The sequence below is a fragment of the Paenibacillus sp. YSY-4.3 genome (assembly GCF_054767475.1).
Map to the genome: position 1 here is coordinate 192,596 of NZ_BAABMC010000006.1, position 22,338 is coordinate 214,933.

20 protein-coding genes and 1 pseudogene are annotated in these 22,338 nt (G+C 49.6%); 17 read left to right on the forward strand and 4 right to left on the reverse strand.

Features of this window, described 5'->3' with window-relative positions:
* Nucleotides 1-777: a DeoR/GlpR family DNA-binding transcription regulator gene (locus ACYUJT_RS19115; RefSeq protein ID WP_460325190.1), complete on the reverse strand. Its 777-nt coding sequence runs from the start codon at nt 775-777 to the stop codon at nt 1-3.
* Between the two features lie 166 nt (nt 778-943).
* Between ACYUJT_RS19115 and ACYUJT_RS19120 the strand changes: the two genes are divergently transcribed.
* From ACYUJT_RS19120 to ACYUJT_RS19130, 3 genes are all read left to right on the forward strand, one after another.
* A complete protein-coding gene (locus ACYUJT_RS19120; RefSeq protein WP_460325192.1) occupies nt 944-2,287 on the forward strand; it encodes an MATE family efflux transporter in 1,344 nt (447 codons plus the stop codon).
* Nucleotides 2,288-2,388: 101 nt separating this feature from the next.
* A complete protein-coding gene (locus ACYUJT_RS19125; protein WP_460325194.1) occupies nt 2,389-3,066 on the forward strand; it encodes a stalk domain-containing protein in 678 nt (225 codons plus the stop codon).
* A gap of 270 nt (nt 3,067-3,336) precedes the next feature.
* Nucleotides 3,337-4,677, forward strand: a complete 1,341-nt coding sequence (locus tag ACYUJT_RS19130; RefSeq protein ID WP_460325196.1) for a copper amine oxidase N-terminal domain-containing protein — start codon at nt 3,337-3,339, stop codon at nt 4,675-4,677.
* 78 nt (nt 4,678-4,755) lie between these two features.
* Here the strand turns inward: ACYUJT_RS19130 and ACYUJT_RS19135 are convergent, their stop codons facing one another.
* Both ACYUJT_RS19135 and ACYUJT_RS19140 read right to left on the reverse strand, forming a co-directional pair.
* Nucleotides 4,756-6,774: a fructose-specific PTS transporter subunit EIIC gene (locus tag ACYUJT_RS19135; protein WP_460325198.1), complete on the reverse strand. Its 2,019-nt coding sequence runs from the start codon at nt 6,772-6,774 to the stop codon at nt 4,756-4,758.
* A gap of 103 nt (nt 6,775-6,877) precedes the next feature.
* Entirely contained in the window at nt 6,878-8,818 is a 1,941-nt protein-coding gene (locus tag ACYUJT_RS19140) for a BglG family transcription antiterminator (RefSeq protein ID WP_460325200.1), read from the reverse strand.
* Between the two features lie 176 nt (nt 8,819-8,994).
* Here ACYUJT_RS19140 and ACYUJT_RS19145 point away from each other — a divergent pair, with 176 nt between their 5' ends.
* From ACYUJT_RS19145 to ACYUJT_RS19155, 3 genes and pseudogenes are all read left to right on the forward strand, one after another.
* Nucleotides 8,995-9,990: a Gfo/Idh/MocA family protein gene (locus ACYUJT_RS19145; protein WP_460325202.1), complete on the forward strand. Its 996-nt coding sequence runs from the start codon at nt 8,995-8,997 to the stop codon at nt 9,988-9,990.
* A 977-nt stretch (nt 9,991-10,967) separates the two neighbouring features.
* A pseudogene (locus ACYUJT_RS19150) lies at nt 10,968-12,131 on the forward strand (right-handed parallel beta-helix repeat-containing protein); the annotation flags it as partial.
* A 135-nt stretch (nt 12,132-12,266) separates the two neighbouring features.
* Nucleotides 12,267-12,497 (forward strand): hypothetical protein, encoded by a 231-nt coding sequence (locus ACYUJT_RS19155; RefSeq protein ID WP_460325204.1) that lies wholly within the window; start codon nt 12,267-12,269, stop codon nt 12,495-12,497.
* 337 nt (nt 12,498-12,834) lie between these two features.
* Here the strand turns inward: ACYUJT_RS19155 and ACYUJT_RS19160 are convergent, their stop codons facing one another.
* Entirely contained in the window at nt 12,835-13,269 is a 435-nt protein-coding gene (locus tag ACYUJT_RS19160) for a prepilin peptidase (protein WP_460325206.1), read from the reverse strand.
* A 303-nt stretch (nt 13,270-13,572) separates the two neighbouring features.
* Here ACYUJT_RS19160 and ACYUJT_RS19165 point away from each other — a divergent pair, with 303 nt between their 5' ends.
* Genes ACYUJT_RS19165 through ACYUJT_RS19215 form a run of 11 tightly spaced genes read left to right on the forward strand, consistent with a single transcriptional unit; the run spans nt 13,573 to nt 22,338 of the window.
* Nucleotides 13,573-14,928: a hypothetical protein gene (locus ACYUJT_RS19165; protein WP_460325208.1), complete on the forward strand. Its 1,356-nt coding sequence runs from the start codon at nt 13,573-13,575 to the stop codon at nt 14,926-14,928.
* A gap of 4 nt (nt 14,929-14,932) precedes the next feature.
* The gene (locus ACYUJT_RS19170) at nt 14,933-15,805 is read left to right on the forward strand and encodes a CpaB family protein (RefSeq protein WP_460325210.1); all 873 of its coding nucleotides are present in this window, start codon (nt 14,933-14,935) and stop codon (nt 15,803-15,805) included.
* Nucleotides 15,784-16,611: a hypothetical protein gene (locus ACYUJT_RS19175; RefSeq protein WP_460325212.1), complete on the forward strand. Its 828-nt coding sequence runs from the start codon at nt 15,784-15,786 to the stop codon at nt 16,609-16,611. Before ACYUJT_RS19170 ends, ACYUJT_RS19175 begins: the two co-directional genes overlap by 22 nt.
* 16 nt (nt 16,612-16,627) lie before the next feature.
* Nucleotides 16,628-18,097, forward strand: a complete 1,470-nt coding sequence (locus tag ACYUJT_RS19180; RefSeq protein ID WP_460325214.1) for a CpaF family protein — start codon at nt 16,628-16,630, stop codon at nt 18,095-18,097.
* On the forward strand, nt 18,075-19,058 hold the full coding sequence (locus tag ACYUJT_RS19185) for a hypothetical protein (protein ID WP_460325216.1): 984 nt from the start codon (nt 18,075-18,077) through the stop codon (nt 19,056-19,058). Before ACYUJT_RS19180 ends, ACYUJT_RS19185 begins: the two co-directional genes overlap by 23 nt.
* Complete coding sequence (locus ACYUJT_RS19190) at nt 19,055-19,936, forward strand: hypothetical protein (RefSeq protein ID WP_460325218.1); 882 nt, start codon at nt 19,055-19,057, stop codon at nt 19,934-19,936. The genes ACYUJT_RS19185 and ACYUJT_RS19190 overlap by 4 nt, the downstream gene beginning before the upstream one ends.
* A 48-nt stretch (nt 19,937-19,984) precedes the next feature.
* Complete coding sequence (locus ACYUJT_RS19195; protein WP_460325220.1) at nt 19,985-20,212, forward strand: hypothetical protein; 228 nt, start codon at nt 19,985-19,987, stop codon at nt 20,210-20,212.
* 34 nt (nt 20,213-20,246) lie between these two features.
* Nucleotides 20,247-20,735: a hypothetical protein gene (locus ACYUJT_RS19200; RefSeq protein ID WP_460325222.1), complete on the forward strand. Its 489-nt coding sequence runs from the start codon at nt 20,247-20,249 to the stop codon at nt 20,733-20,735.
* A gap of 17 nt (nt 20,736-20,752) precedes the next feature.
* Complete coding sequence (locus ACYUJT_RS19205; protein ID WP_460325224.1) at nt 20,753-21,256, forward strand: hypothetical protein; 504 nt, start codon at nt 20,753-20,755, stop codon at nt 21,254-21,256.
* 17 nt (nt 21,257-21,273) lie between these two features.
* On the forward strand, nt 21,274-21,504 hold the full coding sequence (locus tag ACYUJT_RS19210) for an EsaB/YukD family protein (RefSeq protein ID WP_460325226.1): 231 nt from the start codon (nt 21,274-21,276) through the stop codon (nt 21,502-21,504).
* 15 nt (nt 21,505-21,519) lie between these two features.
* Complete coding sequence (locus ACYUJT_RS19215; RefSeq protein WP_460325228.1) at nt 21,520-22,338, forward strand: DUF5050 domain-containing protein; 819 nt, start codon at nt 21,520-21,522, stop codon at nt 22,336-22,338.

Here is a 22,338-nt window from a genome sequence, read left to right on the forward strand (position 1 = left end):
CTACTTGTTAACCTTGGCAATGATTACGTTCACGTTGATGCTCTTGCAGTAGGTAACGAAGCTCGGGTCGATGTTGGAATCGGTAATTACCGTGTCCACCTCGGACAAATGGCCGACCTCCAAAAACTCGGGATCGCCGAGCTTGCTGCTGTCAATGAGGATGACGACCTTCTTGGAGCGCTGGATGGCTGCCTGCTTGATTCGAAGCCCGCTGATGCTGGATGTGGAAAGAACCCCGTTCATGGAGATTCGCGGCAGCCCGATAAAAGCGGTATTGAAGTTCATGCACTCGATCATCTGCTCTGCAAACGGTCCAGCGCATGAGCCGGTCTCCTTCTGCAGCTCGCCGCCGAGGCAAATGACCTTGACCCGGGATCGGGACATCAATTCGTTGGCGGTGGAGAGCGTATCGGTAACGACCAATAAATTTTGCGTATTGGAGATCAGCTGAGCCAGACAATAGGCTGTGGTGCTGGAATCAAAGAAGACGCGATCTCCTTCGTTGATGAGCGCCAGAGCCTCCCTGGCGATGGCTTCCTTCTCCTCCCGGTTCACCATGATCCGCATCTCGTAGGAACGCTCTGACAATACGTTATCCGGAGGAAGCATGGCACCGCCATGAGAACGAACGGCAATTTTCCGCTGCACCAAGTCATCCAGATCGCGGCGGATCGTCATCTCGGTGACGTTGAATAGTCGGGAAAGCTTGGCTACCTCCACCATTCCGTTGCTTTTCAGCATATCTTCTATTTCTCTTAATCGTTCTTCTCTCAGCATATTAACACGCTCACGTTTCTTCTATATATAATGAGATATTTTGTATCTAAACATTCTAAATATAACACATATTAGATAATTAATAAACAAAAACAAACAGTGACTCGCAAGATGAATTCCCTGGCGATCTGCTATGATATAGGGTGGAGGGAGGGAGTTTACCGAAATGAAGCAGCATGATTTCACGAAAGGCAATATCGGGAAGCAGCTCATTACCTTTTCGGCACCGCTGCTGCTCACGAATTTGCTGCAGGTGTCTTACCAATTCATCGATAGTCTATGGGTCGGAAATTTGCTGGGGACGAATGCGCTTGGCGCGGTGGCTATCTCCAGCACGGTGCTGTTTACGATCTTATCCTTCATTATAGGCGTCAATAATGCGGCGCTCACCATTTTGTCGCAAATCAAGGGCAAGCAGGATGAGCAGCTATTAAAAAGCTATGTGAATGCCTTTGCCGTCATTTTAGGTTTGATCGCGATTGCGCTTGGCATTGCCGGCTATGTGTTTGCCGAAGAAGTTCTGCTTCTGCTGGGCACGCCTGACGAAATGCTTTCGCTAGCGGCAAGTTATCTGCGAATTAATTTTCTGGGCATTCTTTTTTTATTTGGCTATAACTTTATCAGTACCGTCTATCGGGCACTTGGCAATAGCAAGACGCCGCTGCGGTTCGTTGGGATCACGGTCATTCTGAATGCGGTGCTTGATCCGGTGTTTATCGCCGTGTTTCACGGCGGGATCGAAGGGGCGGCCTATGCGACGGTCGTTGCTCAGGGAACGGCTTTCTTCTACGGGCTTGTCCTCAGCATTCGCCATAAATTCATCCCGTTCTCTATGCCGAAATGGCCGAGGAAAGCAGAAGTTGCAATGATACTAAAACAAGGGATCCCTTCAGGCCTGCAAATGATGGTTATTTCTGCGGGCTCGGCGGCGATCATGAGCGTCGTCGCTTCGTTCGGGAACAATACGGTGGCTGGTTTTGGCGCGGCCCAGCGGCTCGATAGCCTCATCATGCTTCCGGCTCAAGCGCTTGGCGTAGCCGTAACGAGTATGGCGGGGCAAAATATCGCGGCCAAGCAGTGGCGGCGCGTGCGCCAAATCACAAGGTACGCCACTTGGCTTAATTTAGCTATCATGCTTTTGATATCGCTGATCGTTTATATTTTGGCTGAGCCGGGCGTGGCGATGTTTATTTCCGAGCGGGAGGCTGTCGCGTTTGGTTCCTCCTACGTGCAGATGATTGCTTTTTTCTATCCGTTTCTAGGCCTGAACTTCATATTTAACGGTGTGGTTCGCGCTTCAGGAGCGATGATGCAGGTGCTCGTGCTGAACATTATCTCCTTCTGGATTTTGCGGTATCCGTTGACCTACTGGTTTGCAGGATTGCTCGGCGAGAAGGGGATAGCAACGGGCATTGCCGTAAGCTTCGTCATTAGCAGCGCGTTCTCCTACGCATATTACCGCTTTGGCCGCTGGCGGAAGAAGGATCTGTTTGCAGGGGCAGAAAGTTGAAGCTTACAAGGTTGCTATATAGTGCCAATTAACTATATTTTTCGAACTACTGCGATGCTATAATATTTTAAAATTTATCCAATAGGTGGAAGGAGAATAGGATGAAGAAGAAATTGGCGATTATTGTCGGAGGGGCCGTATTGCTTTTTGGCGGAATGAGCTTGGGGGCAGCTGCCAGCTCTCAGCTTCAGGAGATCAAGGCTTTTCTAAACGGAGGCATTAAAGTCCGCGTCGATGGGAATATCGCCGAGCTTAAGGATGCAAACGGCAAAGCTGTACTGCCCATTACCTACAATGGCACTACCTATTTGCCGGTAAGGGCTGTGGCGGATGTCTTGAATGTGCCCGTGAAATACGATGCCGAGGCGAATGAGGTGCTTTTGGGAGAGCAATCGGAAGGCGTTCCGGTCAAGCAGGGGGATTTTAACAATACGCTCTATTCCAAAGATCCTAGCCAGACCACATTTAATGGACAGGACTACAAAGAAGTGTTATTTAGTCCTCCGGGAGAGAATTTCAACTATGCGGCTTTCAGCCCGAACGGGAAGTATAAGAAACTGTATTTGCAATTCGCAGCGGTTGGCGATAACGTGGAATACATAGAGATTAAAGACAACGATAACAATATCCTGCTGAAAAAAGTCGAAGGCATATCGCCGGGTAGTGGAATGCAAACGATCGAGGTGGACATTGCCGGCGTGAAGAACATTGCAATTAATGTTACGAAGGCAAAAGAAGCGGGATTTATTATTCCTCTGATCACTTCCTACTATAAATAAGAGACATCAGTTCCTTCGATAGGGAGGAGCGAGCATCAAAATAAATCCTTCTGCTGGCTTCAGCAGGGGGATTTTTTATGTTTCTTCTATTATATATGACTTTTGTAATTGACGATCGGCATAGGCATGGGAATTAATTCCCTGGACAAAAGTTTTGATTAAAGGTGGCATACAGTCATAAAGTGCTGATTTCGACAAAATTAGAGGTTTTTCAGCTTCGTTGGCGAACCCCTTGTAACCGACGAGATCATTAGCAAAGGAGAAGGATGCATGAAAGTTATCAAACGCAAATACTACATACTCGTTGTCGTTCTCGCGATGCTTGCGGGATTGTTTGGTGCTACTGGCGGCAACGCGCAGGCCGCGAAGGCGGACGATGCGTTCATTCAAGAAATGGAGCAGCAGTATAAAGCGATCCACGATGAATTCAAGGGCCAGTATGACTCGGATTTGAAGCAGATTCGGGGAGATTACGAGCAATTCCTGCAGAAGTCCAGGGAGGATCAGGCAACGCTGGAGAAGCTGCTGGACGAGGATCTGGCTTATTTGACGGAGCTGCTCAGAGAGGATTATAAACAGCTGCAGGCGGCTTACGGCAAACAGTCGAGCTATCGGAGCAAATTGCAGGAATATGATCGGGCGATTAACCCGAATTATTCTTCCGGCCCCCTATGGAAGTACAGCAAGGAAAGTGCAAAGAGCTATTCCTCGAGCATCCATTGGAAATTCAATAATGAGATTAACCCTAACTATTCCAGCAGTCTGATGTGGAAATACAGCAATAACGTTAATCCGTCTTATTCATCAAGCATTATGTGGAAATATGCTAATACGATGAACCCGAACTACAGCAGCAGCCTGATGTGGAAGCTGGATAATGAGAGCAATCCGTCGTATTCCTCCAGTACGATGTGGAGATATGCGCAAGGCGGCATTAGCCTGACCACGGCGAAAGAGCAAATGGCTGCGATTTTTGCCAATGCGAGAAAGGATCTGCAGGCCGCCCGTGATCAAGCGGTAAGTGATATGAATCGGCTAAAAACTGATACAGAAACGTCCATTATCGCACTCCGCAACAGCAGTGCAGAGAAATTGCTGCAGCAACGGGCTGCAAGCCTGTCGCAAATTTCGTCCATCCGGGAGCGTAATTTCGGGAAAGGCATTACACCGGACAAGCTGCAAATCAGCTTCGATAAAATCAGAGTCATCATCGATGGCGAAGTAATGGCGTTTGAACAGCCGCCGGTCATGAAAAACGGCAGCACGCTCGTGCCGATGAGAGCCATCTTTGAGCGTCTGGGCGCTACATTAAAATGGAACGCTCAGACCCAATCTGTTGTCGCTACCAAAGATGATACGAGAATCGAGCTGACTCTGGGCAGCAAAGCTGCGAAGAAGAATGGACAGGTGATCAACCTGGATGCGCCGGGACAACTCGTCGGCTCTCATACCATGGTGCCGATCCGCTTCATCGGCGAATCATTGGGCGCTTCGGTGAAATGGGACAGTGCGACGCAGACCGTATACATCACAACGGCTCCTGAGGAATCCGGCGATAACCTGCCGTCAGAGACAGAGGAACCGGTAACCGGTAGTGTTACTACAAGCTAAAATAGTAGATTAAAATGGTTTGAAAATAGCCCCTTCACAAAATCTGTTGATCCTGTGAAGGGGCTATTTGTTTAAGCTCTAATGAATCTCATCCAGAAGCGCGTAGGCTTCCTGTTTCGTTTGAACTTGTAACAGCTGATCCCGGAAGTTATCGTCCATCAGTTTGCGGGAGAGCATTTGCAATATTTTGAGATGCTCATTGCCTTTGTTCTCGGCAGGAATCGCAATCATAAAGATCAATTTGGCCGGGGTACCGTCAACACTGCTCCAATCGATACCAGCTTGTTTCATCCCGAATACGACTCGGGGCTCCAAGACAGCACTTGATTTCCCATGAGGAACCGCGATGTTCATCCCGATTCCGGTCGAGCTTTCCTGCTCACGGTTTAGTATCGCTTGTTTGAACTCGGAAGCAGAGCTGATCGCTCCATTCTCCTGCAGCTTCTCGATCATCTCATCGATGACGCCGTCACGGGATGTGGCCGTTAATTCGGTTTCGATAAGATCCAAGCTAATAATATCCGTCAATTTATTAACAGGCTTATGTTGCTCTGCCGCCGCAGACTTGGTTGCAGGTTCTGCAGCAGGTGCAGCAACAGCTTCAGTCGCCGCGGAAATTTCAGACTCAGCTTTAATCTTAGCTTTACCGTTAGCCTTGCCTTCTGCAATCGCTCCACCAGCCACAGCGAATTGAGGCTGAACAACATCCTTCTTCAGCAGCTTGATCATCAGCGCCGTTACGAAGGAACCGATAATGACGGCGATGAAGAACATGACTACGTTATCGACCGCGCCTAGTACAGCAACGATTGGGCCGCCGTGCGCTACCCGGTCACCGACTTGGCCAAGCATAGCGATGACGGAACCCGTCATGGAGCCGATCATGATGCTTGGAATGACGCGCAGCGGATCTTGCGATGCAAAAGGAATGGCGCCTTCCGTGATTCCGAACAATCCCATTGTAAATGAAGCTTTACCGGATTCCCGCTCGGTAGCATGGAACTTCCGCTTGAATAGGAAGGTTGCAAGTCCAAGTCCAATCGGCGGAATACAGATCGCGACGGCAATCGGTCCCATAATTTCATAGTTACCTTCGCCAATCATGGCCGATCCGAACAGAAAGGCAACTTTGTTCACCGGGCCGCCCATATCAAAGGAGATCATTGCTCCAAGAATTAAAGCTAGTAAGATCGAACTCGTGCCTTGCATGCTGGCCAGCCAAGAGGTTAAGATTTCAAAAAACTTGGCAATCGGTCCGCCCAGCAGGAGAATAAAGGCCAACCCGACAATCAGGGATGCCAATACAGGAATGATGATGATTGGCATAATAGGAGCAAGCGCTTTGGGCACTTTCCATTTCTTGATCCATAGCGCCACATAACCTGCCAGGAAGCCGGCAATGATTCCGCCGATAAATCCGGCGCCTGCCTCACTGCCGTAGAAGCTGCCGTTTGCGGCGATGAAGCCGCCGATCATCCCGGGAGCAAGACCTGGCCGGTCTGCGATGCTAAAGGCGATAAATCCGGCCAAAATCGGCACCATGAAAGTAAAAGAAGCTCCGCCCAGGCTTTCGACGATTTTCCAGAAGGAGCCCTCCGGAATTTGCAGTCCGCCCGGCGTTGGTTGCCCGCCTATAGATAAGGCAATCGCGATCAGAAGCCCGCCCACGACGATAAACGGAACCATATAGGATACGCCGCTCATCAAATGGCGGTAAAATTGGTTTTGCTTGGCCGCCTGCTGCTTCCCGCTGCCGCCGGAAGGCTCTTGCCCAGATTGAGCCTGATATAGAGGCACATCGCCGCGAATCAGCTTCTCGATCAAAGCTTCCGGATTCCGAATCCCATCCTGGACCCCGGCGACCAACAGCTTTTTGCCGACGAATCGGTTCTTGTCCACATGTTTGTCGGCGGCAATAATGATGCCGTCCGCTTGGGCGATGTCCTCTTCCGTAAATTCATTCTCAACGCCTATGGATCCTTGGGTCTCCACTTTCATGCTGATCCCCAGCTTGTCGGCTGCCTTCTGTAAATTTTCGGCAGCCATATATGTGTGCGCAATGCCGTTGGGGCATGAGGTAATGGCTAGAAACTTCATGTAGTTAACCTCCCTTTGTTTTTAAAACGGTTACAATTCAATATTACCCGAATAAAACAAAGGAATAGTTTAAATTTTTACCGCAGCTTCCGGCAAAATGTGTTTATAAGAGCGAGAAGACGTCTCCCGGGTGTTCGGACCGGATCAACTGCTCCACCAGGGAGGGCTGCTCGCTAAGCAGCGAAAGCCGATGAAACAGCTTCTTCGTATTCTCCTGATCCTGACTCCGCAGCGCCAGCATGAATACGATGGAGACCTTGTCCTGCTCCCATTCCAACGGTTCCTTTAAGGTAGCAATGGCAATTTGCGATTGCTTTACCAGCTTGGGATCGCCGTGCGGGATGGCAATCCCGCCGCCGATGGCCGTTGAGGAGGCTCTTTCCCGCAGCAGAGCCTGATGAGCATAGTCGTGATCTACAAAGCCTTTGGCATACAGAAGATTGGCCATTTGCTCGATAATTTGGAAGCGATGGGACACTTCGATTTGCGTAAGTATCAACGACGGCTTCGTGTGCATTTGCAAGAAAGAAGCCGAGGCATCCGGCGAATGATCCTCCAACTGTCCAAGAAAATCGGCTATCTTCTTTTCGTCCGCGGTTTCCAGTAAAGGGGATACCTCAATATAAGGAACATCAATGTCGCCGAGCGGAATCGTGGATACGATGAAATCCACCGGATGATGATCCAGGTATGCCTTCAGATCCGCCCTTCGAACAGAGTCCTGCACTTGGACAGCGCTGAATTTGCGCTCCAGCTTCGAGCGCAGAATTTGCGAGATGCCTATCCCCATATGACATACGGTGATGATATTCCTAATGAGCTTCGTCTGTTTGTTTAACCGTTCAATGGATGCTTGAAAATGCAGAGTAAGATAAGCGACCTCATCTTCCGGAATCGCAAAATTGAAATTGCGCCTCAATTCTTTGGCGGCATAAATCACCATGCTGAACATGTAGGGATACATTTTCTTAATATCCTGCAGCAGCGGGTTCGTTACGCTCAGCCCGTAGCTCAAGCGATGGATCGTTGTGCTTAAATGGATGCTCAGTCCCTCTTTGAGCGCGGCGTCCTGCCCGAAATCAATAAATGTCAGGCTGGACATTTTCCGCAGAAGGGATTGTACGAGCTCGGTTACTTCCGTGGTAATTTTCAGCGGTTGCCCGGACAGATCGGCTGTCTCCATCCGGCTGCGGGAACGGATTTTGGCGCCTAATAAATGTGCCGTTAAGTAAGCGAGCTCATCCGCGGAGAAATGCACCGAGAAGCTGCGCTCTAGCTGCTGAGTAAAGGCGAGCGTCCACTGGTACTCTCTTTTTTCCCGAATAAAGGCTTGTTCCTGCTTGGAGAAGGAGATCGGCTGATTCAGCTTCGTACGGCGGATCATAAGCAGAGTATGAACGAGCAGGTTATCGAAGGCCTCGTCCGTAAAATGAAACGATTGATCCTCCTCTAGCTGTTTTAATTCCCGGGTTACGATATCCACCTCATAGGCTTCAAACTGCTTTTTGATGAAATGATTGGTCGTAGTGCCGATTAATTGGGACACTTTAGAGAGGGCGGCTCGCTTGTCTTTCTCGGCTCCCTCGATCGTAATGCCAACCTTTTGCTTGGATACGACGGCAAGCTTCCTTTTTTCCAGCCATGGATTTAGTGAATCCAAGTCTCTTTTAATGATGGCCCGGTTGACGTAATATTTCTCTGCCAATTCCTGAAGCGTTGTAGGCTTGGTGTTCATTAGAAGCTCGTAGGCGATCGCGGCAATCCGGTTATCGTCCCGTTCGTACCCGCTTTCCTGGACAGAGCTGAACAAATGGTTGAACAGCTTGGACTGCTCGTGCTCTTCGATGTCGAGCTTCACGCCAATACCCGGTTTGCGCAGCAGCCTGGCATTCCCTTGTTCAGCCAGGTAGGCATCAATGACTTCGAGGTCATTCCGAATCGTTTTCTCCGAACAGTTTACTTTTATCGCCATGTCACGTGCTACAAAATACTGGCTTGTATCGCTTAACAGCAATCGCAAAATTTCTTTCTGACGTGTATTCATCGCTATAATCAACACCTTGCTTTAATTCTATTAGATTAACATGTACAAATCGCTCTCATTATAGCCTAGCCCCGATAGTTATCCAACTGGTGATTCCGTCTAAAAGTTGGTAGTATGAGGGAATGGAGCAAACCGCGAAGGTTAGCGCCGCTAAATAGCGACTGGGAGGAAAGGGTATGAAGGAGAAAGCCACGAAGGCAATCCGCTGGGGGATCATGGGAACAGGCTGGATTGCCGAGAAATTTGCCGCAGATTTAACGCATGTCAGCAACGGGGACGGGTTGGCGGTTGGCTCGCGTACTCAGCATAGCGCGGATCAGTTTGCAACGAAGTTTAATATCCCCCGTGCCTATGGAAGCTATGAGGAGTTAGCCAACGACCCAGAGATTGATGCGATCTATGTGGCGACGCCGCATCCTTATCATCGGGACAATGTGATAACCGCTCTGCGAGGCGGAAAGGCTGTTCTGTGCGAGAAGCCATTCACGGTGAACAGCAGGGAGCTTGAGGAGATTACCGCTCTGGCTAAGGAGAAACGCTTGTTCATGATGGAAGCGATGTGGACGCGGTTTTTGCCGCCGATCGTTCAGGTCAGAAAGTGGCTGGAGGAAGGGAAGATCGGTGAGGTTAAGCTGCTCAAGGCGGAATTCGGCTTCCGCAGCGACTGGAATCCAAGCGGAAGATTGCTCAATCTTGAGCTTGGAGGCGGTGCATTGCTGGATGCAGGGATTTATCCGGTATCTTTCGCTTCTATGATTTTTGGTCCAAATCCAGAGAAGGTTTGGAGTACAGCCCATCTCGGAGAGACTGGAGTCGACGAGCACTTTTCAATATTGCTGGATTATGGTCAAGGGCGTTCGGCTTCCCTTCACGGTGCGGTCAGGCTCGATCTTACGAACGAAGCGTATATTTACGGGACGGAAGGTTCGATTCATATCCCTTCATTTTTGAACGCGACGAAGGCTGTTCTTCATGTTAAAGGACAGGAGCCGGAAACGGTAACCGATGACCGGAATTTTGCGGGATATGCTTATGAAGCCGAGGAGGTAGGCAGATGCCTGCTGGCCGGGCAAACCGAGAGCAGTGCAATCACCTTGGCCGAATCGCTCGGGATCATGCAGCTGCTTGATCAGGTACGAGCCCAATGGGGTCTGAAATATCCATTTGAATAGTGATTTCAATTTTGCAGATTAAAACCTTGAATGACGTATATGTCTTCAAGGTTTTTTTATGGACAAGCAAAGCCTGTAGACTCCCGAAAAAGGCATATTAACTATAATATGTAAAAATGATTATTGATGTAACCGCTTTAAAAATTTAGCATTACAAATAGCCGCACGCATTCGCATCCAAGTGTAATTCGTGTTTAAAGGGAGGTGAGCATCCTTAATGTTTCTTAAGGTGTAGGGAAAGGGGCAATATATCCTTTATTAATGGAGGTATGATCATGAATTCCCAATCATCCGTTATTCCGTTTAAATTCCGCAATTATAAAATCATCACCGTTGCTTTATGCTTGGCCCTCATTCTTCCATGGCTGCCAAGCGGTCAGGTGAATGCGGCTGCACTTTTCAGCGACAATTTTGAAAGCGGTAACAGTAATAATTGGACAGCCACGACTGGCACTTGGTCCGTGGTGAAGGACGGAAATTCTTATGTATACTCCCAGACTAGCACGAGCGAAGGACGTACTTCGGCTGGAAGTTCCTCTTGGACAAATTATGCTGCGCAAGCCGATGTCAAAGTAGAAGATTTCAATGGAACCAACCGTACTCATGTGGCAGGCCGTTATAAGGACGGCAACAACTATTACGCCGCTTCGCTCTATAATAGCGGAGGAGGCAAACTGGAAATCCGCAAGAAGGTAGGTGGTTCCTCCTCGACGCTCGTGACCAAGGATTATCCGCTGTCAACGGGTGTATGGTATAACGTCAAACTGGAACTGTCGGGATCTACGATTAAAATGTACGTGAACAACACGCTGGAGCTGACCGCCACGGATTCCAGCCTAACCACTGGAGCGGTCGACTTCGTCACAGGCAAAACATTGGCTAAATTCGATAACGTCACCGTTACGGAACTTGAAGGAGGCACGACGCCAACCGATCCGCCGCCGAATCCTGATCCGGATCCAGGCGTGCCAGCACCTGCAGATGGGGATCTCTACGTAGCTGCAAATGGCACTGCCAGCAACCCGGGAACTTTGGATAAACCGACCACGCTTGCTGCGGCCATCACGAAAATAGCTCCGGGCAAAACAATCTATATGCGTGGTGGGACGTACAGCTTCAATTCTACCATTACGATTGAACGCGGCAATAACGGTACCTCCAGCGCCCGCAAAAACCTGGTGGCTTACGGCAATGAGAAGCCGGTCCTCGATTTCTCGGCTCAGGCTTTTGCCTCTACGAACCGCGGCATTCAATTATACGGGCATTACTGGGTAATTAAAGGGCTTGAAATCAAGGGCGCTGGCGATAATGGGCTGTACATCGGCGGCAATTACAACCGAATTGATCAAGTCGAGGCGCATCATAACCGGGATACAGGCATTCAAATTGGCCGCTATGCTTCAACCGCGCAATTCAATGATTGGCCAAGCTATAACCTGGTTATCAATTCGTATTCTCATGACAATTACGATCCGGATGACGGGGAGGATGCAGACGGCTTTGCAGCCAAGCTGACAGTCGGGCCGGGCAACGTATTTGACGGCTGTATCGCAGCATATAACGTTGATGATGGCTGGGATCTATATACCAAATCCGATACAGGTCCGATTGGGGCGGTCACGATCCGCAACAGCATTGCGCATCATAATGGCCAAACTTCCGATGGCACCTCGACGACGAATAGCGATGGGAACGGCTTCAAACTGGGCGGAGAGAAGATCGGAGTCAACCACATTGTCGAGAACAGCATCGCCTTCCAAAACAAAAAACATGGCTTCACTTACAATAGCAATCCAGGCTCGATCCAAATGAAGAACAATACATCCTGGGCGAACGGGCAGAGCAATTTCGCCTTCGATGTCGGCACGCATATTTTCACGAACAATTTATCCTTCCAGGGCGGGGCAAGCGATAAGACTAGCGGTATCGATGTGTCCAGCACGAACGTGTGGTGGAAGAACAAAAAAAGCGAAAACGCCAAAGGACTTCTCGCCAGCGCTGAGGACTTTGTCAGCCTGATTCCTACGCTGACGCGCAACAGCGATGGTTCTCCAAATCTGGGCAACTTCCTGAAGCTTGCTTCAGGAAGCGATTTAATCGGCTCAGGAACGCCAAACGGTACGAATATCGGGGCGCGCTAGGCTCGATTACGGAGGAAATTAATTAAAGGGGCTGTCCAGAAAGTCAGTAATAGCTGACTTTCTGGCAGCCCCTTTGATCTTCAGTGCGTGGTTTGGGGGTTAGTGGAATTGATGGGAGTGATGGGAGTGAGACTGATGAGACTGATGAGACTGATGAGGCTGATGAGCTTGGTGAGGCTGATGAGACTGATGAGACTGATGGGACTGATGAGACTGATGGGACTGATGAGACTGATGAGGCTGATGAGACTGATGGGACTGATGGAACTGATGGGACTGATGGGACTGATGGAATTGATGGAATTCGCTGAACTCATGGGCTGGTCACCTGCTAACGGACAGGAGATCCGCTATTTGTTAAAATAGGCTCTCTTTTGCTATGCTTACGGACACTGGTTCCTTTATTCGACCAAATTGACTGTAATAAACAGGTTTTTGGGAGCAATAGCGGAACGTAGGTCCGTTAGCTCTCAAGATTCCTCGTTATTTCACAAATAGCGTCCTCTGTGTCCGTTTAGGTTTGCATATATCCAGTCGTTTAGCCAGCCATCCAAGCCACACAGCCGTCAACGAACTACCGAGAACCAACTACCACCCGCCGCCGACCACCCGCCGCCGACCAACCAACTGCCGCCGACCAACCAACTGCCGCCGACCAACCAACTGCCGCCGACCAACCAACTGCCGCCAACCAACCGCCGATTTATCGCTGTAGAATAACCATCCCTACATAAACGGCTATGGCTGCTGCGGACAGGAATGGAGCAAATGGAATGGACGATACTTTTCCTCGGCGCAAGCTTCCAGCTATCCCCGCATATACGAGGGCAATCACACTGCCCGCTAGAAGCACATAAATATTGGCATACCAGCCGATCCAAATCCCGATAGCCGATAATAGCTTAATATCCCCTGCCCCGATATAGAAATCGAGCTTGTACTTGGCTAGCCATAAGAAGATGGAAGGGATCAGAATTCCCAATAGGGCGTCCGCCAGTGACATATACAGCCAGCTATGAAGCAATCCCAATGGAAACAGCACGATGACGAGGCGATTAGGAATGATTCGGCTTCTAATATCGCTGATGCTGCAAATCAGCAGGAGCAAGAAGAAGGCGGCCGCCAACGATATTTTCATAGACACTCCCCCGAGCGATTCGATCAAAGATGCCAATATTTTCACCCATTTCCCGAATTTTGTCAAAAAATAGTACCTACTACTTTATTCCTGTTCTTAAAATCTCGTGGAACTTAAGACCTTTAGAGGTAGGAAATTAGTCTATATTAAGGATTATTTATACAAATAAGGTATTGTACGACCTATAGGTTACTTGTATAATGATCAGCATTAGTGAGGTAAATATTACTAAATACAATGATTTTTTCTTTAGTAGGTGAACATATGAAGCTGCTTATCGTTAGTGGTGGGTTTCATAGAATCGTGACGCAGTATCTGCCTAAAAAGACAACAGTCGTTCATCCTCATGCTCTTGAATTGCGAAATTTGTCGGATTATCTGAACGGTGGAAATCCTATTGGTGAAGGAATCCTCATTACGGATCAAGCCTTCACTCAAAAGCCGAGCCTTGATCGGGAGCAGCTCATTCTGCTGCTGGAATGGATAGGGGAGAACAGCACCTTTAGAATTCCTGTCGTTCTCGTCACGCGAGACTTCATGAAGCCTTTTGAGCTGAGCATGCTGACACAGCGATTTGACCACTTGACAATAGTTATCAGCGATACGGCAAGAATTCCGGCAGAAGTATTTCAACGTTCTATCGAACAGATGAGTCAGAAAAGTCAGAAGAGTACTGCCCCTGCCCCTATACATAATGATTTTAAGACAGAAGCCATATTCATGCACGAGCAGCAGCAAGCACGGCCGGGTCAGGCTGAGAAGAAGCGCTCCTTCTTCGATCGTTTCCGCTCGAAGACAGAGGCGTCAACTGAGCGGACGGCCACTGACCGTTTGACGAAGGACATCGCCAACATTAGCCGCGGGATCAGCAGAGTCGTCGCAGTCACTGGCCATCGGGGCAACGGGCTGACCAGCACTGCTGTCAACCTGGCTCATGAAGCCAGCAAACGCGGGCTGAGCAGCATCATTGTTGATATGGATGCGGAATACCGCAGCATGAATATGTACTTCAGCCGTTTCCATGACCTGACGAACAAGGATGAGCAGATGGGCGCATCGCTGATTCGCACGCTCGCCAGGCCCCAGGAGTATATGACGACAGCTTTTAATATCAAAGACCAATTCTGGCTTACATCGCTCGGGTACTCCTTCAATGACCGCATGTTATTAGAACAATTCTATAACAGCGAGAAATTGGTAGGATTGATTTCAGTGCTTAGGACGAAGTTCAATCTCGTATTGCTAGATATGCCGCTTGATTTATTTCGAAGCTTTCAAGAGACGATGATCCATATCGACGTATTCGGCTTATGTATACCGAACAACTTGCATGCGGTCCTCAGTACGGCTCGTAATGTAGAGGTGGTGCTCGATCGGGAGAAGGCGTCTTATTTTAATGCCAAATCGAAGGTCATCGTGACAAAATACAACGACCGTTCCCGGTTCCAGGGCGCGCTATTTGCACCCGAAAAGGTGAGCGAAATACTGGCCTCAGGCATCAGCGATTCCTTTCAGTACGAAATGAAGACGGCCGGAGTCGTCCCTTACAGCGACGCTTTCGACGCACAAATTGAGACGGACATCCCCGTGACGAACACGGGAGCCGAGTTTGAGAAGGCTTTTGGACAAATGCTTCTAAGATTAATGGAGGGTGCGTAGGTTCATGGACTTAAGTACAGTAAAAAGCGTCTCCCCTAACAAAAAACTGTTCAAAAAGATATTGGCTCTACTGTTCAGTATTGCCGTGATCGTCGTGTCTTTTATCGTATTGAACAATGCCAACGAGGCGGCCAAGGATACGGTAGAAGTTCTGAAGGTCAGTCAAAGCGGGGGAATACCAGCATATGTCGCTTTAACGGATAAACAAATCAAGAAATATGCCATCATCCGGAAGGAATATACCGAAGATATGATTTTGGCTGAAAATCTAACTTCTGTGACGGATAAATTTACAAAATACTATTTACGGGACGGCAGCATTTTGTACAAGGATCAGCTGATGGAAGAGAAGCCATTGCAAAATGAATGGCTGTACGAGCTCGGAGAGGAGCATGAGGTGCTCACACTGCCGTACAACTTCCTTGAGGCGGGCGGGGATATTCTCATGCCGGGCGATAAAGTGAGAATTCGCGTATCGTTCGAGCAGGAAGTGCCGGATAACTCCGGAAATCCGAATGCATTTGTCTCCACACGAACCCAAATGAAGACAGAGGTGCTGTTTGACAGCATCGAAGTCCGGGACATGCTCAATTCCAGCAGCCATTCGATTTACGAGGTGTACAAAGAGGTGCTCAAGCTGAGCGAAGACAAGCGGCAGGAGGTCATGAAGAGTAATGACTTTCTGAAGAGCATTCAGCCGAGATCACTGCTCCTCGAAGGAACGAGGGAGCAAATCGATAAATTCGCCAAATATAACGGCTATGACGGGAAGAAATATTTGATTACGATTCTGAGCCGCAAGAACAGCCAGGTTATTCTGGATCAGCTGCCTACTTTGCAAAGAGAGGTGGAGTCATGGATCAACACGAAAAACTGAAGCTCGATGACGTGCTGAGCAAAATTTCGGCCAAGGAATTAATGGGGACGGAGCTGCAGGACAGCAAGCTGATTTACAGCGTCGTCGGCTTTATCCCAGCGTGCGATATGGTGGACAACGCCTTGATCATTAGCAACCTAGGCTATCTGCTGGCGCAGAAAGGGCTGAATACTTGCATCGTTGATTTGAAGGTGTTCAATCCGAACATCTACCACTACCTGGATGCCAAGCCCAGCAAGAGAGGGGGCGGGCTGATCCGGCTATTGAAAAGCGACAAGGTCGATTTCCGGGAAGAGATTCAGGCCACGAAGTACGAACGCTTATACGTGCTGTCTCCAAGCCCGCATGATCTGCTCGAGGAATATTTCGATTTCGAGTTCGAGCATTTGGAGCGGGTCATCGACACGCTCAAAGGAATGTTCGATATCATCCTGCTGGATATTCCGAACAATCCGCCGCTTGAGTTCTGCCTGGGGGCAATGAAATCCTCGCATGTCGGCTTTTTTACGGCCACGGAACGCATGGAGGCTCCCAGCAATATGACCCGTATGCTTGATTTTGCCGCTTCCGTCGGCATCAGCACGGCGAAATTCACGAGCGTCATTCTCATGAACGTTCAGGATATCAACTATGACTACAAGGGGTTCAAGGAGTTCGGCTTCAATATCGTGGCGTCCCTGCCGCTGATCAAAGCGGCCTATGCCTCATCGCTCGAAGGAAAGCTGTACGTGAGGGATAACCCTTTGGTGAACAAATATTTTCTGCGGGAAATGCGGAAATTAGCGGACATTCTCGGCAACCAGTAAGGGGGGATTAGATCGAATGCTTACCCGTGCAAAAATCAGCGACATGCAGCAAAAAGTAGCGCACCAGATCAGCAAGCCTGAAGATATGGAGGAACTGAAAAATAAATACACAACCATTCAGTTCGAAGAAGCGCTGGAGCTGTGCCAGAAATACATAACGAAAGTAGCAACCCACGCCTTCCGCCGGGAGAATGATCCCGCCCGCAAGCGCGAGATGACGAAATCATACATCAACGAATTTGTAGATTCGCAGAAGCCGGTCGTTGAAGGATATTTTGAGCTGGTGGAATTGAAGCAGGCGCTAACTAATGAAATCACTCATTACGGTCCGATCACGAAGGCGATGGAGGACCCAACGATCGATGAGATTCGGATCAACGGCACGGATCAAATCTTCGTAGAGAGCGGCGGGAAGACGATCCCATGGGATCAACACTTTATCGACCGGGAGCATTTGGAACGGATCATATCCAAACTGCTCGGTGTCTCCAAAGTACGGCTTACACCGAAAATTCCAATGGTTAACGCCCGTACGATCGAAGGATACCGCGTTAATGCTACCCATGCCGACATTTCGCCTTACGATGCGCCAGCGGTGGTCATCCGGAAGTTCAGCAAGAAGAGTATTACCCCGGAAATGATGCTGCGAAATGAGTCGTTCACCGTGAATATGTTCAAGCTGCTGTCCCTGCTGCCCAAAGCCGATCTTTCCTGGATTACGGTAGGGCCGACAGGCAGCGGGAAGACGACGCTGAACGAAATGATGGTCAAGGAGATCAATCCGCTCTCCCGGATCATTACGATTGAGAATCCTTCGGAAATGCGGCTGCTGCAGAGGGAGGGAAACAGCGAGCACGGAAGAATCATCAACGACGTGCTGCAATACGAATCCGTTCCGGATGACGATGACGCGAGTCCGGCCACGATGGAAAATTTGCTGATCAATGCCATGAGGCAATCGCCCCATTGGATTGGCCCGGGCGAGCTGAGAACGCCTGGGGAATTTGCGACCGCGCTTCGGGCGGCGCAAACCGGTCACTTCTTCTTCACGACGCTGCATGCCGAGGGCGACCGGGAGGCGATCTACCGCTTCCTGACCGCCTATCTGATGGCTTCTAATGAGCCGGCGGAACTGGCGCTCCGCAACATTTGCAGCGCCGTCAAATTCATCGTGTTCCAGGAGAAGCTGGCCGACGGGACCAGAAAGGTCACCTCCATTTCCGAGGTGCTGGGCTCTGAAGGGCTGGAGCCGATCGTAAATCCGATTTACAAATTTGTATCGGAGGACGTGCTGGAGGAGGATGGAACTCACCGCGTGCTCAAAATCATCGGCAAGCACAAACGCGTCGGCATGCTGTCCGAGAAAGTGCAGCAGACAATGATCAAGGCGGGCATCAAGCGCAGCCGCTTCGAGTTCCTGACACAGCCGCCGGGGGAAGACGAAATAGAGGAGTACGCATTCGATGGATACCAACGCAATTATTAGTCTATCTTTGGGGATTGCTGCATTCATCGTGTTTAACGCCATCTTCGAGATCCGCTTCTTCGAAGGCACAGGCCGGTTCTTTCTCGGCATGCTTGATACGCTGGCAGAGCATCTCGGCAGGTACAATACGAAGCGCTATGTGGAGCGGGTCAAGAAGGAACGCATCGTCAAACAGAAGGAAAATATTTACGCTAAATACAACCGGCTCGTCGAAGGACTTATTCTCGACTTCAATCTGCCGCTGACGCTGGAGAGTTTCACCTCGCTATTGTGCATTGCTTTTGCGATCGTGGTGCTGATCGTCGTAGTCTTCATGAAGAACGTCACTCTGGCCGTGGTCGTGACCGTAGCGATATTCATCGGGCTGCTAACCTACTTCGTCATGCAGTCCAAAGCGATCAAGGCCGAGAAGCTGGAGAGCATCATGGATGCCGAGGATATCATTTGTCCCTTGGCCCGGGAAGGCGTGCTGATCGCGATCAAAAAGGTGATGGAAAGCGACGAGTACATCAAGCCGGGCATCCGTCCTTACTTCCAGCAGTTCATCGATAATTGCGAGAATAACGGATACTCGTTCAAGCAGGCGATCCAGCTGCTGAATCGCCAGCTCGGACCCAAGTTCGACAACTTCGCCAAGAAGGCGATCGTCTTCGAATACAACGAGCGGAGGGGTATGGCTGATATCTTTCTCGATATCGTGGATGAGAATGCGGTGCTGCGTGAAATCAATGCGCGGAAGGACCGGATTTTCCGGAAGATGAACCGGGATTTTCTATTAAAAACCGTCATTATCGTGTTGTTCTTTCTTTACGCCTTGTCGGTGGATGATTTCAGGGAATTCATGCTGTACAGCACCTTCGGCAAAATGATCAACACGGTCATGATCAGCATCATATGCCTCAGCTTTGCCCGCACGCAGGCGCTCCAAGGCAATCTGGGGCCGGGGAGTGACAGGAAATGACGATGCTTGCCAAGCTCGGCGCGCTTGCCGCCATTCTCTATTTGGTGAAGGTATTCATATATCCTTTTTTCAAGCCCGTACAGGGGAAGCAGAAGAAGCGAAACCGCAGATACTTGAAGGAACGCAAGAATGCTCAGTTCAATGATAAGCTCAAAGGCTTCAAGCGAAAATTCGCCGCCAAGTACGTCAGCAGGCTGCTTGGAAACGCAGAGCGCATGCGGTACCAGAAAATAATCGACCGGCTCGATCTGCCGATGAAGCCAGAGGAGCTGCGGGCAGAGCAAATATTTTACGCTGCAGCCGGGGTCATCGTTACAGCCATATTTATGAGCGCCAACCTGCTGCTTGGTTACATTACGGCGATATTCATCATTCTTGGCTGGCTGTACCCGATCTCCGAAATGGAGCAGAAGATTGAGCGCAAGAACAAGAACATTGCGTTTGACTTTCCGGCTTTTTACAGCATGGTGTATTACCAGTACTCGAAGTCGGTCAATATTTACCTCGCGGACGTCATCCGGGATTACTTGCCTAATGCGAATCACGATATGGCGGAGGAGCTCGGCGTGATGCTTGACAATATCGAGTACGGCGAAGAATATGCGCTCAAACAGCTAAAGAAGCGGGTTCCCATCCATTACATCATTAAATTTTGCGACTTGATGGAGACCCGGCTCAAAGGCTATGACAATATTTCGCAGATGGTATATCTCAAGAACGAAGTAGACAGCTACCGGATTCTGGCCCTGGAAGAAGACTTGGAGAAAAGGCAGCGAACCAATTCGCGGATCCAGCTCGTTCTTATCCTCGTTTTGGTCGTTTACATCGCCATCTATTATTTATTCACCATCTTGGATTCTATCAAAATGTTTCAATAAACCGGATGATTTTAAACAAATTATAAAAAGTATAGGAGGGCATTGGGTATGGAATATCAAAATCGCAAGCGGAACAGCAAGCAGGAGGGGGAGAAGAAACTCTCTTTCTGGAAGGAGGAGCGCGGAGACATCGGCGTGAAGCAAATCGCCGTTACTGTTGGCGTGATCGTCATCATCGCCGTAGCCGTTACTTTAATCCGGAATACCTTCTTGGAGCAATGGATCAAAGAGATATGGGAGATGTTCATGAAAGCGATCGAGGACATGATGGCCTAACGCAGGCGACTACTTAAGGCAAAGGTGAAATGAAATGCGCGCATTTGCAAAATCGATTCTCGTCTCTATTCTCGTTTCGATAGCTATTTTGTTGTTTACGAACTTCATTTATTTTTTTCCCTGGTACATGACGCTGGTGGTGGAAACTTTCCATTTGTCTCAGGTCGTGGCTAGCGATAATTATCTAAAGAACGAGTACAAGGAAGATACGCTCAGGAAGCTGGGTGACCGCCCGGTGTACCGGGATAAGGCCGATCAAATCGTCATTTCCGCTGAAAAAGAAGGGGGCGGCGAGCATTCCGCTGAGGGTTGGGATGCCTCATTGTACGAAGACGCCTCGGATCTCGAGAAGCCCTACAAGCAGCGAGGGCATCCCGTCACGGTAACGATCGAAGCGGTGTATCCTCTTAGCATTAAGCTGTGGGGGGAGAAATACGAGCGGGAGATTCCGGTTTCCTTCTCACTTACAACGACAGGGCTCAAGCATTACAAAGACTTAGAGTATTATGAATACCTGGAATAAGAGGGAATAGAGGGAATATGAAAAATATAGCTGTAGCATTGCTGCTCCTTCTATTGCTGTCGGTGCTGCTGGAGCCTATGGCTGAGCTCTTGTATCTAGGGAAAGAGAAGATCGCTTTGGGGTCGGCCCTTAGTAATGCGGCGCGTTCGGCGAAGGACCGCAGCCTGGTTTATGAGTTTCATAGGGATTTGGATGCCAGGGTTGATGAAGATAAATTCGTGAAGTATTTCGCAGAGGCGTTCGAGAATGCCTTGAAGCTGACTTGGACGAATGAGGGGCTGAGTACGCGTGAGCTCACCTTCGCATCCACGAATGGCAAATACAATGATTTCACGGTAACCGTTGAATTTAAGGAAGAGATGAATGAATTGACAGAGCAGCTGGTAACGGAGGTCGAGCTGAAGGCCCAATCGGAATATAAGTTCCAGACCAAGTATTTGCAGCTGGCCGAAGATGCCGGACAGGACGTCGCTTATCAGCTCGAATCCGAGCGGATGCTGATTCTGTCGGTCAAAAACTAAGGGAGGGGAGAAAGCAGATGGACTATGTCATGGTAACGCTACAAGCCGGCGAGAACTATACCAAGGAATTAAAGGTGCCTATTTTTGTTACTTCAGGGGAACTGCTGACCATGCTGTCTGACGCGCTGGGCCTGTCCATCACTCCGGAGCATCGGCTTCAGGCCGAACCGCTTGGACGCATACTCGATCCCGCGCGGACGCTGGAAGAAGAAGGCGTGGCCTTCGGAGCGCTGCTGACTCTCATTTAGAAGGAGTGGACCCGCGTGAATTACAACATCAGCACTGGCGGTTTAATTTGCGAGGCCGGAGACAAGCTGCTGCTTGCCGATATTCGCAATTATTCCGGCACGCATCTGCAGAGCCGGTTCTCTGGCGATGCATCCCTCTTGGAAGGCGTGTTCTGGTTCATGAACCAGAGGGGGGACAGCATTTATTACAGCGATCAGAGCCAGGGGCACCGATTGTATCGCATGGATCTGTCATTAAGAAGCACTCAACTGCTCATCGACCGCCCTTGCTATGGCCTCGTCTTAAACGGAGATTGGCTGTATTACAAGAGCGAGGCCGATCATAAGCTGTATCGCTGTCTGACCGATGGGAGAAGCGAATCCCGGGTGACGGATGAGCCGGTGGAATGCTTTGTCGTAGAAGGGGAGCAGGTGTATTACGGAACCCTGCAAGGAATCCGGTCGTGTCATGTTAGCGGAAGCAACCGCGAGCAGCTCTCGGAATCCGTACCCGCCCATTTGCTGAAAATCGGCGACGACTTGCTATTCGCCGACACGAAGAACCAGTATTTGCTGACCGCTCTGCATCTGCAAACAGGGGAAGCGCAAGTCTATGCGGACGTATCGCCGAATAGCCTGAATAGCGATGGGCGTTACATTTATTGCGCCAACCGCAGCAATGACAGCTCGGTATATCGCATCGATCCGGACACAGGCAGCAAAATCCGCATTTGCGGGGAGAGCGCCGACCATATTCATATTTTGGGCGATACGATTTATTTCAGCAGCCGGTTCGAATGGTACAAGATGTCGCTGACCGGCGGCCAAGCAGAGAAAGTCATTACGGAGTCGTGA

Bases quoted from the DNA above. Each gene is read 5' to 3' on its own strand.
- ACYUJT_RS19115 (WP_460325190.1), bottom strand. From the start codon at position 777: ATGCTGAGAGAAGAACGATTAAGAGAAATAGAAGATATGCTGAAAAGC.
- ACYUJT_RS19120 (WP_460325192.1), top strand. From the start codon at position 944: ATGAAGCAGCATGATTTCACGAAAGGCAATATCGGGAAGCAGCTCATT.
- ACYUJT_RS19125 (WP_460325194.1), top strand. From the start codon at position 2,389: ATGAAGAAGAAATTGGCGATTATTGTCGGAGGGGCCGTATTGCTTTTT.
- ACYUJT_RS19130 (WP_460325196.1), top strand. From the start codon at position 3,337: ATGAAAGTTATCAAACGCAAATACTACATACTCGTTGTCGTTCTCGCG.
- ACYUJT_RS19135 (WP_460325198.1), bottom strand. From the start codon at position 6,774: ATGAAGTTTCTAGCCATTACCTCATGCCCCAACGGCATTGCGCACACA.
- ACYUJT_RS19140 (WP_460325200.1), bottom strand. From the start codon at position 8,818: ATGAATACACGTCAGAAAGAAATTTTGCGATTGCTGTTAAGCGATACA.
- ACYUJT_RS19145 (WP_460325202.1), top strand. From the start codon at position 8,995: ATGAAGGAGAAAGCCACGAAGGCAATCCGCTGGGGGATCATGGGAACA.
- ACYUJT_RS19155 (WP_460325204.1), top strand. From the start codon at position 12,267: ATGAGACTGATGAGACTGATGAGGCTGATGAGCTTGGTGAGGCTGATG.
- ACYUJT_RS19160 (WP_460325206.1), bottom strand. From the start codon at position 13,269: ATGAAAATATCGTTGGCGGCCGCCTTCTTCTTGCTCCTGCTGATTTGC.
- ACYUJT_RS19170 (WP_460325210.1), top strand. From the start codon at position 14,933: ATGGACTTAAGTACAGTAAAAAGCGTCTCCCCTAACAAAAAACTGTTC.
- ACYUJT_RS19175 (WP_460325212.1), top strand. From the start codon at position 15,784: ATGGATCAACACGAAAAACTGAAGCTCGATGACGTGCTGAGCAAAATT.
- ACYUJT_RS19180 (WP_460325214.1), top strand. From the start codon at position 16,628: ATGCTTACCCGTGCAAAAATCAGCGACATGCAGCAAAAAGTAGCGCAC.
- ACYUJT_RS19185 (WP_460325216.1), top strand. From the start codon at position 18,075: ATGGATACCAACGCAATTATTAGTCTATCTTTGGGGATTGCTGCATTC.
- ACYUJT_RS19190 (WP_460325218.1), top strand. From the start codon at position 19,055: ATGACGATGCTTGCCAAGCTCGGCGCGCTTGCCGCCATTCTCTATTTG.
- ACYUJT_RS19195 (WP_460325220.1), top strand. From the start codon at position 19,985: ATGGAATATCAAAATCGCAAGCGGAACAGCAAGCAGGAGGGGGAGAAG.
- ACYUJT_RS19200 (WP_460325222.1), top strand. From the start codon at position 20,247: ATGCGCGCATTTGCAAAATCGATTCTCGTCTCTATTCTCGTTTCGATA.
- ACYUJT_RS19205 (WP_460325224.1), top strand. From the start codon at position 20,753: ATGAAAAATATAGCTGTAGCATTGCTGCTCCTTCTATTGCTGTCGGTG.
- ACYUJT_RS19210 (WP_460325226.1), top strand. From the start codon at position 21,274: ATGGACTATGTCATGGTAACGCTACAAGCCGGCGAGAACTATACCAAG.